Annotated in this window: 14 protein-coding genes; 3 read left to right on the top strand and 11 right to left on the bottom strand. The window is 61.4% G+C overall.

The genetic code is table 11. The features are described 5' to 3' along the window. The first annotated feature begins 1 nt into the window (after position 1). Positions 2-1,051, top strand: a complete 1,050-nt coding sequence (locus tag PH605_RS13810) for a carbohydrate ABC transporter permease (RefSeq protein ID WP_020808844.1) — start codon at positions 2-4, stop codon at positions 1,049-1,051. A gap of 236 nt (positions 1,052-1,287) precedes the next feature. Here PH605_RS13810 and PH605_RS13805 read toward each other — a convergent pair whose 3' ends face one another. From PH605_RS13805 to PH605_RS13760, 10 genes are all read right to left on the bottom strand, one after another. After that, complete coding sequence (locus PH605_RS13805; RefSeq protein ID WP_193559577.1) at positions 1,288-2,334, bottom strand: LacI family DNA-binding transcriptional regulator; 1,047 nt, start codon at positions 2,332-2,334, stop codon at positions 1,288-1,290. 205 nt (positions 2,335-2,539) lie between these two features. Continuing rightward, positions 2,540-3,325 carry a TIM barrel protein gene (locus PH605_RS13800; protein WP_142845186.1) on the bottom strand — a complete coding sequence of 262 codons (786 nt, stop codon included), beginning with the start codon at positions 3,323-3,325 and terminating at the stop codon, positions 2,540-2,542. A gap of 8 nt (positions 3,326-3,333) precedes the next feature. Continuing rightward, entirely contained in the window at positions 3,334-4,344 is a 1,011-nt protein-coding gene (locus PH605_RS13795; protein ID WP_065655329.1) for a Gfo/Idh/MocA family protein, read from the bottom strand. Positions 4,345-4,354: 10 nt separating this feature from the next. Next, on the bottom strand, positions 4,355-5,251 hold the full coding sequence (locus tag PH605_RS13790) for a sugar phosphate isomerase/epimerase family protein (RefSeq protein WP_142845187.1): 897 nt from the start codon (positions 5,249-5,251) through the stop codon (positions 4,355-4,357). 46 nt (positions 5,252-5,297) lie between these two features. Then, entirely contained in the window at positions 5,298-6,206 is a 909-nt protein-coding gene (locus tag PH605_RS13785; RefSeq protein WP_065655330.1) for a sugar ABC transporter substrate-binding protein, read from the bottom strand. Positions 6,207-6,343: 137 nt separating this feature from the next. Continuing rightward, positions 6,344-7,285, bottom strand: coding sequence for a sugar ABC transporter substrate-binding protein (locus PH605_RS13780; RefSeq protein WP_080857939.1), 942 nt, complete (start codon positions 7,283-7,285; stop codon positions 6,344-6,346). A 279-nt stretch (positions 7,286-7,564) separates the two neighbouring features. Beyond that, a complete protein-coding gene (locus PH605_RS13775) occupies positions 7,565-8,593 on the bottom strand; it encodes a LacI family DNA-binding transcriptional regulator (protein ID WP_065655332.1) in 1,029 nt (342 codons plus the stop codon). A 415-nt stretch (positions 8,594-9,008) separates the two neighbouring features. Then, the gene (gene pcaF, locus PH605_RS13770) at positions 9,009-10,214 is read right to left on the bottom strand and encodes a 3-oxoadipyl-CoA thiolase (RefSeq protein WP_142845188.1); all 1,206 of its coding nucleotides are present in this window, start codon (positions 10,212-10,214) and stop codon (positions 9,009-9,011) included. A 10-nt stretch (positions 10,215-10,224) separates the two neighbouring features. Continuing rightward, positions 10,225-10,920 (bottom strand): CoA transferase subunit B, encoded by a 696-nt coding sequence (locus tag PH605_RS13765; protein WP_142845189.1) that lies wholly within the window; start codon positions 10,918-10,920, stop codon positions 10,225-10,227. Further along, on the bottom strand, positions 10,917-11,624 hold the full coding sequence (locus tag PH605_RS13760) for a 3-oxoacid CoA-transferase subunit A (RefSeq protein ID WP_142845190.1): 708 nt from the start codon (positions 11,622-11,624) through the stop codon (positions 10,917-10,919). The genes PH605_RS13765 and PH605_RS13760 overlap by 4 nt, the downstream gene beginning before the upstream one ends. 136 nt (positions 11,625-11,760) lie before the next feature. Here PH605_RS13760 and PH605_RS13755 point away from each other — a divergent pair, with 136 nt between their 5' ends. Next, positions 11,761-12,522: an IclR family transcriptional regulator gene (locus PH605_RS13755; protein ID WP_142845191.1), complete on the top strand. Its 762-nt coding sequence runs from the start codon at positions 11,761-11,763 to the stop codon at positions 12,520-12,522. On the opposite strand, the gene PH605_RS13750 is transcribed toward PH605_RS13755, so the two are convergent. Next, positions 12,492-13,415, bottom strand: a complete 924-nt coding sequence (locus tag PH605_RS13750) for a helix-turn-helix domain-containing protein (RefSeq protein ID WP_065655335.1) — start codon at positions 13,413-13,415, stop codon at positions 12,492-12,494. The two genes, PH605_RS13755 and PH605_RS13750, sit on opposite strands and share 31 nt — an antisense overlap. Before the next feature lie 117 nt (positions 13,416-13,532). Here PH605_RS13750 and pobA point away from each other — a divergent pair, with 117 nt between their 5' ends. Further along, positions 13,533-14,705: a 4-hydroxybenzoate 3-monooxygenase gene (pobA, locus tag PH605_RS13745; RefSeq protein WP_142845192.1), complete on the top strand. Its 1,173-nt coding sequence runs from the start codon at positions 13,533-13,535 to the stop codon at positions 14,703-14,705. Positions 14,706-14,769: the final 64 nt, after the last annotated feature.

The raw sequence follows: 14,769 nt of genomic DNA, 5'->3' as shown, positions 1-14,769 counted from the left end.
CATGTCCAACGCCGTCTCCTTCCTCACGCGCACCCGCCGCCCCGGCCGGATCGGTCTCACCGATATCCTGTCATGGGTCTGGCTCATCGGCGGCACGCTCGCCGTCCTCATCCCGGTCGTCTGGGCCGCCATGTCATCGCTGAAACCGGAAGCCGAAATCACCCGGTTTCCGCCGAGCCTTCTGCCGCGCGCCGCCGTGCAGGTGGACGTGCAGGGTTACGACAAGCCGCTCAGCCTCTGGAAAGCCCCCATCGACGGCATGGAGCGGGAAATGGCCATGGTCCGCCGCATCGGCCTGAAAGCCCAGATGGTCGACCCCGCCAATCCCGGCCCACCGGTCAGCGTCGATACGCGGGAAATAACACCCGTCCAGAAACTGACTATCGCGACGGAGAACTTCACCGATCCGCTCACCCGCTTCAGCTTCCTGACCTTCCTCAAGAACTCGGTCTTCGTCACCTTCGTCGCAACCGTCCTGACGCTGATCGTCAATGCCATGGCCGCCTTTGCGCTGTCGAAGTACCGCTTCCGCGGCGAGAAGGCGATCTTCGTGCTGATCATCTCCACCCTGATGATCCCGCTCACCGTCGTCATGGTACCGGCCTATCTGGTCATCGTCGGCGTCGGCCTCGTCGACAATCTCTGGGGCGTCATTATCCCAACGGTGGCGACGCCGACCGGCGTGTTCCTGCTGCGGCAATATATGCTGACCATTCCCGATGAGCTGATCGAGGCGGCCCGCGTCGATGCGGCAAGCGAATTCCGTATCTTCTGGCGCATCATCCTGCCGCTGACGGCGCCGGCGCTTGCGGTTCTAGCCATCTTCTCGGTGCTTTGGCGCTGGAACGACTTCCTCTGGCCGCTGATCGTTCTCAGCAGTCGCGAAAACTTCACGCTGCAGGTGGGGCTGAACGCCTTCCAGGGCGAGTTCTCGGTGCAATGGCACTATATCCTCGCCATGACCTTCCTCAGCCTGGCGCCAGTCACCGTCGTATTCCTGTTCCTGCAGCGTTACATCACGACAGGGATTGCCGGCACGGGGATGAAGTGAGGAGAGTAAGAGCGTTGCGGTGAGACAGCAGACCGTCACGATTGGAATGTTAAAGCCCCTCTACCCGTCATCCCGGCCTTGAGCCGGGATCCAGCCGTCGCGCGTCTGCGCGGCGAAAGGACTCTTTTCAGCCCAAGGACTTGGGCTGCCTGGATTCCGGCTCAAGGCCGGAATGACGGGAGAATTAAACGTCTGGAGTTTGTTCAGCGGTCAACACTAGACGATACTCCAACACCCTACTTCGGGGGCGGCGCGATGCTGCCCCTCAGCACAAGGCGACAACCGAGTTCCAGCCGGTGCGCCGGGCGGGTGGGATCGGCCGCCACAAGCCGCTGCTCCAGCAGCGCAAGCGCCGCGCCGCCCAGCCTGTCGGCGGGCAACTGGATGGTACTGAGCGGCGGCGCACTGAAGGCCGCCGGCATGATATCGTCAAACCCCAATACCGAAACATCGTCCGGCACCCGGATTCCGGCCTCCGTCAGGGCCTTCAGGCAACCGAGCGCCAGATTATCCGCGGCGCAGAAAATCGCCGTGGCGTTTCTGAGCGGTTTTTCCTCGGCCAGCAGGCGGCGGGTGGCGGCCTCACCCCATTCCGGCTCATAGCTCTCCACCTCGATGACCATATCGGCGGGAATAGAGAGACCCGCCGCGAGATACGCGTCGCTATAACCGTCATATCGGCGGCGGATCGTCGTGCGCCCTTTCCAGGTGATGTGCAGAATATTGCGATGCCCGAGCGACAGCAGATGTTCGATACCGAGCCGCGCGCCAAAACGGTTCTCGGCGGTCACCGTATCGACGATCATGGCCGGGTCCTCGCCATTGATCAGCACCACCGGCCGCGCAAGCGCAGACAGCGCCTCGACCAGTTGCGGCCTGTCATCGTTCAGGATCACGATACCGTCGACATTGTCGGCATCCGCCGCCGCCGCCACCGCAACCGGGTCGAGCCGGCTCGTTGTGCTGACATAAGGAACGATGCGAATGCCGCGCCGCTCGCATTCGCGCCGGAAGCCGTTCAGCATGGTCCAGCTGACCATGTTGAGATCGCTCTGGGGCGCTGCATCATTGGTCATGGCCAGAAGCACGACACGCAAAGTGGCGATCGTCGCCTTCTGTCGCCGGTTTTCGAGATAACCGAGTGCGCGTGCCGCCTCCAGCACCCGCTCGCGAACCTGCGTGGTCAAGGGTGCTGTGCCGTTGATGGCGTGCGAAGCCGTGCTCAGCGAAACATTCGCCTCCCGCGCCACGTCCTTAAGCGTCGTTTTCCTGTCTATTTTCATAAAGGGGAAATTCAACCACTCTACTTCGGACGGTGCGGGCAGAAAGCCTGCCTCACGCAGTCGATCTGAAGAATACCCGTGCCTGTTTGCTGCTCTCTCGTCGCTCGAAGACTACAGCATCATCCGTAAATGCGGAATTGATTTCTCTGGTTTTTAATCGCCCGCAAGAAACGCCGCCCGCAGCGAACCGCGGGCGGCAAGGCGGTCAGAGCGCCTGGGAGATATGGTCGATACTGCTCTTTACGGCAGCGGCTGGATCCTTCAGCTCGTGCACTTCCGTCGCGAAGGGTTCGTAGCTGTAAGGTCCCTTGTAACCGGCCGCCTCGAGCGTCCTGATCTGGGTGATATTTTCCAGCCGGTCGTCGCCATCCACCAGAACGCGGTGGGCATCGAGCATGTCAGCGACGGAGACGGCAGGATCGATCACGCCGGAAATATGCACGAGGCCGGTGCGGTCGGGGAAGAACTCCGTCTCGCCTGCGAGATGGTGGTGGAAGGTGTCGTGCACCAGCCTGTAGACATCGCCGCCACCGGCCGCATCGATGGCCCTGATCGCTTCGGCCTTGGTGCGCAGCGAAGAGACCGGGAAACCGAGCGGCTCAACGAAACCGATCAGGCCGCGTTCCTTAAGGATCGGCTTCATGGCCTTCAGCGCCGTGACGAGATCGTCAAAAGACACCGGCGTACCGTCGTTGAGCGGGCACATGACTAGCGCTTTGGCACCGCTTGCCGCCGCATAATCGGCCATGGCGACGGCCCGCGCAGGCAGATCGCCCGACCAGACGTTGAAGGGATAAAGCGCATTGATCGAGATAATCGTCACACCGGCCTTTTCGGCCGCCGCCTTTACCTCGGCCGGATCCACCGTGCCGACGATATCAGGCAGGTCGTTGCGGATTTCGACTTCTGTCAGGCCGAGTTCGCGGGCCGTCGCAAAGAACGCCTCGAGGGAAAGCTTCGGCGCGGTAATGTGGTTGATGGCAAAACGCATGAAAGACCTCACTGATAAAGGGCGGGACGGGCAGGAAGCTTGATTTCAACTGCTGCCCCGTCCGTTTCCTGCGCGGCCACGCAGGCGTCGGAGGTGACGGCGGCCACGTAGCCGTCCCATGCGTTGGGTCCCGATGCCGTGCCCTTCGCCGCCGCATGGATGAAGTCCTGCAATTCCACATCGTAGCTGGCGATGAAGCGGTCTTTCCAGTCGGTCAGGATATCGTTCTGCAGCTTGGCGCCAAGGCGGGTCTGCACCGACATCGGCTCCGGCAGGCTGGCAATGCCGTCCTCGCCCACCACCTGGCACTGGATATCGTAGCCATAATGGCAATTGACGAAGATTTCGACGTCGATGATCGTGCCCTTCGCCGTTTCCAGAATGACGATCTGCGGGTCCTTCAGCCGCGCATGGCTTCTGGCCGCCGAACGGGGAAAGAGAACCCGCGCCGAAACATAGTCATCGTCGAGCAGCCAGCGCAGCACGTCGATCTCATGGATCATCGTGTCATGGATCGCCATGGGCGTGACATATTGCTCCGGAACCGCCGGGTTGCGGTGGGCGGCGTGCACCATGATCGGCGCACCGATCCTGCTATCGACGGCCTGTTTCAGCGCCACGTAGCCGGCGTCATATCGGCGCATGAAGCCCACCTGAACCAGCCGCCTGCCATGCGCCACCTCGGCGTCGACGATGCGTCTTGCGCCTTCCGCCGTTGTTGCGAGCGGCTTTTCGCAAAAGCACGGCTTGCCGGCGGCGATTGCCGCCAGCACATATTGCTCATGGGTTGCGCCCCATGAGGTGACGAGCACGGCATCCACATCCGGCGATGCGATCAGCTCTTCACCGGTGGCGAAAACGACGGCATCCGGGGCGATGTCGTTTTTGACCGCCTCGGCCGAGGCGCGGTTGACGTCGCTCAGCGCAACGATCTTCGCGCCGCCCAGAACCTTGTTGATACGGCGAGCGTGATCACGCCCGATTGCGCCGGTGCCGACGACACCAATTCTGACAGTCATTTGAAAAACCTCATTTCCAGTATTTGGCGACGTATCGCCGGGTTTCGCTGAGCATGAACCGCGCGCTTTCATCGACACGATCTTCCCAGGCAAACACGCAGTTCGAGAGCACGCCGTCGAATTTCATGTCGGCGAGCGTCGCAAAGAAGGTTTCCCAGTCGATCTCGCCCTGGCCGAAATCGGTGTGCTGGTGCACCCTGACCTTGGAACCGGGGGGATTAACGATGTAGCGCAGCTGCGACGACTTGTTGTGGTCATAGGTATCGGCAAGGCGCACATGCACCAGATGGCCCTCGGTGGCACGCAGGTTAGCCACCATGTCCGGCCCGTAAAAGAACGTGTGCGGCGCGATGAAGGAGGCCTTTACCGCCTTGGAATTGATGGTCTTGATGATGTCGATGGCCGGCGCGATCTCCTCGATCCAGTCTTCTGGATGGGCCTCCAGCGACAGCACCAGACCTTCCCGTTCGAGGATCGGCACCAGAATATCCATTGCGCGGAAGAACTGCGCTTCGCAGGTTTCCGGGCGATGCAGGCCGGAACGGTCGTTAAGGCTGCGATCCGGCGAGCCGCCACGGCCGAATTCCGAAACGAACATCGGGCATTCCATTTCGACCGCAATCTCGATGGCACGTTTCCAGTTGTCGATCGCCACCTCCCATTCGTCCGGATAGGGGCTTGCCCAGCGATACATGGGCTGCAGCGTCGCAAGGCCGACACCATGGTCCTTCAGCGCCTTTTTAAATTCGGCGACCCGTTCGGGATAGACCTTCGGCCGGGTCCACCAGGAGAGGCAATCCGGACGGGGTGAAAGTTCGACGTAATCATAACCGAGTTCGGCAACCTTGCGGCAGGTCTCGGCCAGCGAAAGGTGTCGGAACATGTGGGGATCGAGCGTATGTTTCATGGCTGTTTCCAGTGGAGTGATAGATGGACCGGGTCGAAGCCCCCGCTTATTTGGCGTAGGCGGACATGTTTTCCGGGGTCACGAGTTCAAAGGGCACCCAAAGCGTCTTCTCGGTGCCTTGCCCGGCAGCGGCCTTCACCGCCGTCTGAACCGAGACCTCGCCCTGCTTGGTCGCATTCTGGTAGACGGTAATGTCGAGATCGCCGGCCTGCATGGCGGCAAGGCCGTCCGGCGTGGCGTCGATGCCGGCAATGACGACATCCTTCATGGAAACGCCCGCCGCCTTCAGCGCCTGCGCGGCGCCGATCGCCATTTCATCATTATTGGCGATGACGGCATCGAACTGGATGCCCGCCGTCAGCCAGGAGGAAACGAGATCCTGCGCCTGCGTGCGGCTCCAATTCGCCGTCTGCTTTTCGAGGATTTCGATCTTGCAGTCCGGCCGGGCAAACACCGTTTCCACATCCTTGGTGCGCACCAGCGCCGCATGGTTTTCCAAAGGTCCCATCAGGATCACGGCCTTGCCCTTGCCGCCCATCAGCTTGCAGGCGGCTTCCGCCTCCATCGTGCCGGAATCGAGTTCGTTGGAGCCGACGAAGGCCGTGCCATCAGGCAGGCCGGTTTCCAGTTCTGCCGGCGGGTGATTGACATAGACGAGCGGGATTTTTGCGGCGGATGCAGCCTTGGTGATCGCCGAGGTGGCATCGCCATCCACGGCATTGACGATGATCGCATCGACACCGTTGGCGATGAAATTCTGCACCTGATTGAGCTGTTTCGAAGGATCGAGCTGGGCGTCCTCCACCAGAAGCTCGATGTTCTTGTCACGCCCGGCCTCAGCCCTGATACCGTTCAGCAAAATCGTCAGGAACGGATTGTCGAACGATGTCATGGAGACCGCAACACGGGTCTCGGCAAGGGCAGGCGTTGCGAAAATGCAGAGCGCAGTCGCCATCAACAGGTTTTTCAAAGTCTTTCCTCCCGCGGAAAACCTCCGCTGGTTCAATCGCACTGATATCGCTGAAGCCGGAATATCCTCCCCCCGCCTTCAGCGTCTTCGGTCTGTTACATCTTGTCGGGCCCGAACGGGTCTCAGTTCTTGGCCTGATAGTCCTTGAGGTTTGCGGGTGTGACCAGTTCGAAGGGTACGAAAACCTTCTTGTCCACCGCATCCCCCTTTGCCAGTTTCAGCGCCGTATCAACCGCGCCCTTGCCTTGCCCTGCGGCATTCTGGAAAACGCTCACATCCAGCTCACCCGCCGCCATGGCGGCCAGCGCGTCCTGCGTGGCGTCGATGCCGGCGATGATGACGTCATCCATCGACCGGCCTGCCGCCTTCAGCGACTGGATGGCGCCGATGGCCATTTCGTCATTGTTGGAAATCACCGCATCGAACTGGACCCCGGCCGAAAGCCAGTTGGTCATCAGGTCCGAGCCTTGCGTGCGCGACCAGTTGGCGGATTGCTCCTCGACAAGCTTGATGAAGCTGCAATCGGGCGTCGCCACCACATCCTTGATATCCTGCGTGCGCATGCGAGCCGCCTGGTTGGAAAGCTCGCCCATCATCACCACCGCCTTCGCTTCCGCCTTGCCGGCGGCCTTCAGCAGGCGGCAGACTTCCTGCGTCTGCAGGGTGCCGGACTGCTTTTCATCGGAGGCAACGAAGGCCTGTTTTTCCGGCAGGCTGTCGAGGTTGACCGGCTGGCGATTGACATAAACGAGCGGAATGCCGGCGGCAGCGGCAGCCTGCGAAAGCGCCACGGTCGCATCCGTATCCACCGGGTTGACGATGATGGCGTCGACGCCGGCGGCAACGAAGTTCTGCACCTGGCTCAACTGCTTGCCGACATCGTTCTGCGCATCCTCGATCTGCAGCGAAACGCCGCTCATGCCCTTGGAATAATCGATCATGCCGTTGCGCAGCACGGTCAGGAAATTATCGTCGAACAGGGCCATCGAAACGCCGATGGTTTCCGCCGAGGCGGTCGTCGCCAGCATGGTGGCGAGCGCTGCAATCGCGAAATGTCTTTTCATGTCGTTCTCCTCCAAAACCCTTGAAAAGAACCGGCTGCACGGTCCAGCGCCCATCGCGCCGCCACCGTTTGCCGGCAAAAAAGTACCCGTCGCCGCGAAGACAAGTCCGCAGCCTGAAGCAATCCGAAACATCGTTATTATCGTGGATCAGCCTCCTGCCCGCTCCACACGCAGGCAAGATTTCCCAGTCCCAGCCCGGCGTCAACGGGTCAGCGGCAACCGAAACCATCAAGGCTGATAGAAAGAGACTCCGAATTTATGATAGAATCTATCAAACCATCAAAGACTTTCAGGAACCCACAGATGGGCGGGTACAAACCGCTGTCCCGGCGTTTCCGCCATGCCATGTTCGATGCTGTGAACCATGGTGGCGATGAGGTCCGTGCATAATTCACGGAGCGGCGTCTGGAATATGCCGCTGATACGCTTTTCCAGCAGCGCCTGACGGGATTCGGGCGTCAGTTCATTCACAAGACAGACGATGGCCTCCTGCCGGTTTTCCTGCTGCAGGGCCTCGATGACGCCTTCCATGCCGCCGCCGATGCAATAGATGCCGACAAGATCCTTGTGCTTGGCGATGGTGTCCATCACCAGCTCATAGGTCAGCCGCCGGGTTTCCAGCGTGATCAGCGCATCCATCACCTCGAATTCCGGCGCATATTCCCGCATATAGCTGCGAAAGCCGGTTTCACGCAGCGAATGACCGTGAAAACGGTGCCCGCCGAGCAGCAGAAGCACCTTGCCCCTGCTGCGCGCCAGCCGCGAGATCATCCAGGCCGCCGTGCGCCCGACTTTCATGTTGTTGGCGCCGAGATAAGCTTCCCGCACCCCCTGCGCGAAATCCGAAAGCAGCGAAAATGTCGGAATGCCCTTCGCCTTCAGGGCCTCGACGGCGGCGGTGACATCGTGATGGTCCGGCCCCGTGGCCGCCACGGCCTGCACGCGGCCCTTCATGCCCGCCAGAAGGGCCGCAAGCTCGCTCGGCTCGCCCGACTGGGCAAATTCGATGCGCAGATTGAGATGGCGATCCCGGACGTTGCGCGCCGCAAGCTCCAGCTCGTCGGCGAAGGTCTGGTAGAAGGCGTGCCGTTCCTTGCGCAGGATGATGCCGAGACTATAGGAGGGCAGATCGGCCAGCATGCGCTGGCGAATGATGTTGGTGGCATGGAAACCGATCTTCTCCGCCGCCTCGAACACCCGCCGGGAGGTTTCCTCCCGCACCGGCAGGCGACCGTTCAGCACCCGGTCGACGGTGGCGACGCTGACACCGGCGGCTGTCGCAACATCTGTGATGGTCGGACGTTTCATGCGGGCACCCCGTAGACGGAAAGATTCCTGTCATATCTCGCAAAACATGTCACGGATTATGATGGAATCCAACATGCGTGAAGGGATAAGGGCATGGAGTGCTTCATCAGAGAGTAATCAGGCCAGAGCTACACCGCAGGGCCGACTTGCCTGGTCCAGTAGGCTCCTTCCCTCATCTCTGTGCTTGTCACAGAGATCCAGCCAGCCCAAGTCCTTGGGCTGAGAAGAGTCCTTTCGCCGCGCAGACGCGCGTCGGCTGGATTCCTGTGACAAGCACAGGAATGAGGAGGCCGGGATATGTCAGAGCGAGAAAATCACCCGCCCGCCGAGTAGCCCGAATGGCCACTGTCACACGTAAGGAAACTGCGGCAGCGGCATTCGCACCGTTTTGGCGATGCCGAATGCCGCCAGACAATCAGACCCTTTCCAGCGCCACGGCGATACCCTGCCCGACGCCGATGCACATGGTGGCGAGGGCAAGACGCTTGCCGGTCAGCGAAAGTTCGAGCGCCGCCGTGCCGGCAATGCGCGCGCCGGACATGCCGAGCGGATGGCCGAGCGCGATGGCGCCGCCATTGGCATTCACCCGCGCATCGTCATCCGCAATGCCGAGCTGCCTCAGCGTCGCAAGGCCCTGGCTGGCGAAAGCCTCATTCAGCTCGATTACGTCGAGCTGCTCCTGCTTCAGCCCGAGCCGGGCCAGCAGCTTCGCGGATGCTGGGGCCGGACCGATGCCCATGACGCGCGGCGGCACACCGGCGGCGGCACCGCCGAGAATGCGGGCAATCGGCGTCAGCCCGTATTTTTTCGCAGCTTCCGCCGATGCGACGATGAGTGCGGCCGCGCCGTCATTGACGCCGGACGCATTGCCCGCCGTCACCGTCGCGCCCTCGCGCCTGTTGACCGGCTTCAGCTTCGCCAGCGCTTCAAGGCTCGTGGCGCGCGGGTGTTCATCCTTCGATACCACCAGCGGATCGCCCTTGCGCTGCGGGATGGTCACGGACACGATCTCCCTGTCGAGACGGCCATTGGCCTGCGCATCCGCCGCCTTCTGCTGACTGCGTACGGCGAAGGCATCCTGATCCTCGCGCGAGACCTGATAATCGACCGCGACATTGTCACCGGTTTCCGGCATGGAATCGACGCCATATTGCGCCTTCATCAGCGGGTTGACGAAACGCCAGCCGATGGTGGTGTCATAGATTTCGGCATTGCGGGAAAAGGCGCTTTCCGCCTTTGGCATAACGAAGGGCGCGCGGCTCATGCTTTCGACGCCGCCAGCGATCATCAGTTCAGCCTCGCCCGACTTGACGGCGCGGGCGGCTGCAATGACCGCATCCATGCCGGAGCCGCACAGCCGGTTGATCGTCGTTCCCGTCACGGAAACCGGCAGGCCGGCAAGCAGCAGCGACATGCGCGCCACGTTACGGTTATCCTCACCCGCCTGATTGGCGCAGCCAAAGATCACATCCTCGACGGCTTCCCAGTCGATGGAAGGATTGCGTTCCATCAGCACCTTCAGCGGCACCGCGCCGAGGTCATCCGCCCTCACGGAAGAAAGCGCACCGCCGAAACGGCCAATGGGCGTGCGGATATAATCGCAGATATAGGCTTCGGTCATCGGTGTTTCCTCAAAGTTCCGGTGCAACGAGATCGGCAACCACGCCATCCACATGAAGCGGCGCGCCGGTCATGGCCTGCAATTCCTCAAACGTCATCGCGGCCAGCTTTTCACGCAGCACGAAGCGGCCATCGACCACGTCAATCACCGCGTGGCTGGTATAGATGCGGGTGATGCAGCCGACGCCGGTCAGCGGGAAGGCGCATTTCTCAACCAGCTTCGGTTCGCCGTTCTTGGTCACATGTTCGGTGATGACGAAGACCTGCTTGGCGCCATGCACCAGATCCATGGCGCCGCCGACGGCCGGCACGCCCTTGGAGCCGACACGCCAATTGGCGAGATCGCCATTCTGCGCCACCTGATAGGCTCCGAGGATCGCCACATCCAGATGCCCGCCGCGCACCATGGCGAAGCTGTCGGCATGGTGGAAGAAGGCCGCACCCGGCTTCAGCGTCACAGCCTTCTTGCCGGCATTGATGAGGTTCCAATCCTCTTCGCCTTCCGGCGGCGCTTCGCCGAAATTCAGGATGCCGTTTTCGGTATGGAAGATCGCCTGACGGCCGGGCGGCTGGTAGCGCGCCACCATTTCCGGAAAGCCGATGCCGAGATTGACATAAGCGCCATCCTCGATGTCCTGCGCCGCGCGCCATGCGATCTGGGCGTTGGAAAGCTTGATGTCTTCGCGGGTGTCGATGGTCTGGGTCATGCGTAGGCTACTCCCGCACGAATGAGGACTTCTTCCTGTTGCGGATCGGGAATCTCCACGACACCGTTCACGAAAATGCCCGGCGTCACGACATGCTCCGGGTCGATCTCGCCGGCAGCGACGATCTTCGAGACCTGCGCGATGGTGGTTTTCGCGGCCATGCACATCAGCGGGTTAAAATTGCGCCCGGCCTTGTTGTAGGTGAGGTTGCCATAGGTATCGCCAAGCTCGGCTTTCACGATGGCGAAATCCGCCTTCAGCCAGCGTTCCTGCACGTAAGAGCGGCCCTCGAATTCCGCGATCACCTTGCCTTCAGCCAGTTCCGTGCCGAAGCCGGTGGGGGTGTAGAAGGCCGGAATGCCGGCACCGCCGGCGCGGATGCGCTCGGCAAGCGTGCCCTGCGGCACCAGTTCCAGCTCGATTTCGCCGGCCAGATACCGGTCGGTGAAAGCGCGCGGATCGGAAGAGCGCGGGAAGGAGCAGATCATCTTTTTGACCATGCCGGCGTCGATCATCGCGGCGATGCCGATGCGGCCGTTGCCGGCATTGTTGTTGATGACCGTCAGGTTCTTCGGGCCCCTGTCGATCAGCGCATGGATCAGTTCGATGGGCGCGCCGGAGCCGCCGAAACCGCCGATCATGATCGTCGCACCGTCACCGATGCCGGAAAGCGCCTCTTCCGCGCTCTTGATTGTCTTGTCCATTAAAACCTCCATCCAGCCGGACGGATGGAACCCGCAAGGCTGCCTGAGCGTGAGGTAAATCCGAAAGCACCTCGACGGCAAGGGTTTTGTGCGCTATATGATTTTTGTTCGTATATCGCACAAATGGAGCCGCGACATGGCTGTCAGCGAAAGAGACATGATGGGCGGTCTCGCCAAGGGATTGCGGGTGATCGAGGCCTTCAGCGCCGAACGGCCGCGCCTGTCGATTTCCGATGCCGCCGAGATTGCCGGGCTGGACCGCGCCACGACGCGGCGCTGCCTGCTGACGCTTTCGGAACTCGGTTATGCCGCTTATGACGGCAAGTTCTTTACCGTGACGCCGAAGGTGCTGCGCCTCGGCACCGGCTGTCTTGCCACCATGCCGCTGCCGCGCATCGTGCAGCCGCTGCTCGACCGCCTTTCCGAAGAGATCGGACAGAGCACCTCCGTTTCCATTCTGGATGAGACCGAGATCGTTTATGTGGCCCGCGCCGCGCAGCAGCGGGTGATGTCGATTGCGCTGATGCCGGGTTCGCGCCTGCCCGCCTATTGCACCTCCATGGGCCGGGTTCTTCTTTCGGCGCAGACTGCCGAGCGGCAGCGCGACATTCTCGAAGCCTCGAGGCTGGTCGGCCGTACGGAAAAGACCATTACCAGCATGGACGCTCTGCTCGCCGAAATCGAGGCCACCGGCCATCGCGGTTATGCGCTGATCGATCAGGAGGTGGAGATCGGCCTTCGCTCCATTGCAGTGCCGCTGAAAACCGTGCGCGGGCAGACGGTGGCCGCCCTCAATGTCGGGCTTGCCGCCTCGGTCGCCTCGATGGAAGACCTCGTGGAGCGATACCTGCCCGCGCTTCTTGCCGTTCAGCGGGAACTGGCAAGAATGCTGGTCTGAAGCGGCACCTGCCGCGCCCCGGAATCCCCCATTTTCCGCTGCTCCGCCAGCCGCCAGGCGCGCGGGGTCATGCCGGTCTCGTGCTTGAAGAACCGGTTGAAATAGGCCGGATCGGCAAAACCCAGCCCCTCCGCAATCATCTGCACGCTGGAAACGGTAAAGATCAGCTCCTGCTGGGCGATCTCGATCTGACGTTTGGCGATCAGCCGCTGCAGGCTGAGGCCGGAAACGGAGCGGACCAGACGGTTGAGATGCGTCTCGGAAAGACCGAGCTTCTTCGCATAAAACTCCGCCTTTTGCGGCTCGCGAATATGGCGTGCAATCAGTGACAGCAAAAGTTCGAAACGCTGCTCCGCTAAACCTTCGCCGGTGCCTTCCATGAGCGGCCGCGCCGCCCGCGCCAGAAGCGCCGTCACGATGGCCAGTTGACCTTCGATGATGGCATCCCGGCCCGTCTCGCGTGTTTCATATTCGGCGGAAATCTGTTCGAACCCGCTGCGCAGACGTTCGCCATCGGTAAAATCCCGCAACGGCAACAGGACAGGCCGCTGGAAATTCCGCAGCAGCAGCGCTTGCACCGAGGCCGGCAGGGCGCCCGGCAGCACGGTAACGATCACCCCGCCAATATCGCGCGAAAACCGAAATCCGTGCTCAAACCCCGGCGGCACGACAATGGCGACCGGCGGGCGGATCGCCTCGATGCGGCCATCCAGCAGCGCATCGCCCTCGCCGCCCCAAATGTACAAGATTTGCTGAAACGCAGCGTGACGGTGCAGGCCGATTTCAAAGCGGTGCAGGCTGCTTCTCGAAAAAAGCGTCTCGCAATGAAACCGGAAATCAGTGCCTTGCACCGCTTCTTCGCCATACAAACCCTCACTCGCAGCAAGCCGCATGTTCCTTCGCTCCTCCGCACAATGGTCGGATTGTGCAATTTACCGATCAGAAAGTCCATTGAGCTTGCCGCGTCGCTTGGTCAATTTCTTGATAGGAGACAAGTTCGGGAGGAAACAATGCGCACCCAGGTCGTCATCATCGGCTCCGGCCCTTCAGGGCTTCTGCTTGGCCAGCTTCTGGCCAGAGAAGGCGTCGAGACTGTCATTCTCGACCGGGTCAGCAAGGATTACATTCTCGGCCGTGTCCGCGCCGGCGTGCTGGAAGAAGGCACGGTGCAGCTCATGGAAAAGGTCGGCGCGGATAAACGCCTGCACCGGGAAGGCCTGCCGCATGACGGATTTTCGCTGACCTTCGACGGTCGCGACCACCGTATCGATCTCTTCGACCTGACCGGCGGCAGCCATGTGATGGTTTACGGCCAGACCGAAGTGACCCATGACCTGATGGATGTCCGCGAAGCGGCAAACCTTGTGACCATCTACGACGCCAGCAATGTCGAACCGCATGATTTCGATGGCGCCAGCCCCTATGTCACCTATCAGAAAGACGGCGTAACCCACCGGATCGATTGCGATTTCATCGCCGGCTGCGACGGCTTCCACGGGGTGAGCCGCAAATCGGTGCCTGAGGGCGCCATCAAGGAATTCGAGAAGGTCTATCCTTTCGGCTGGCTCGGCATTCTGGCCGAAGTGCCGCCCGTCAACCATGAACTCATCTATGCCAACCACCCGCGCGGTTTTGCGCTCTGTTCCATGCGCTCGCACACCCGCAGCCGTTATTACATTCAGTGTTCGCTGGAGGACCGGCCGGAGGACTGGAGCGACGAGCGTTTCTGGGACGAAATCCGCTGCCGCCTGCCGGAAAACCATGCGGATGCCATGGTCACCGGCCCGTCCTTCGAAAAATCCATCGCGCCGCTTCGGTCCTTCGTCTGTGAACCGATGCGGTTCGGAAGGCTGTTTCTGGCCGGAGACGCCGCCCACATCGTGCCGCCGACGGGCGCGAAGGGTCTCAACCTCGCCGCCAGCGATGTGCATTATCTGAGCGAGGCGCTGATCGAATTTTATCGCGACCGTTCCGAGGCCGGCATCGACGGCTATTCGCAGAAGGCGCTTTCCCGGGTCTGGAAGGCCGTGCGTTTCTCCTGGTGGATGACGACGATGATGCATCGCTTCCCTGACACAGGAGATTTCGGCCAGCGCATTCAGGAAGCGGAACTGGACTACCTCGTGCAATCGCGCGCCGCTTCCACCGCGCTTGCAGAGAATTATGTGGGGCTTCCTTATTAGGGGCTGCCCCAGACACGCGGCTTTTATCTCTACCGTTTTCACACCCGTCACCCCGGACCTGATC

Origin of the sequence: Agrobacterium sp. CFBP 3001 (assembly GCF_027871605.1) — a bacterium.
In the GTDB taxonomy this organism is placed as follows: Bacteria; Pseudomonadota; Alphaproteobacteria; order Rhizobiales; family Rhizobiaceae; genus Agrobacterium; species Agrobacterium leguminum.
Note: the sequence above shows the minus strand (reverse complement) of the source record. Positions and strands in the feature narration are given on the sequence as shown.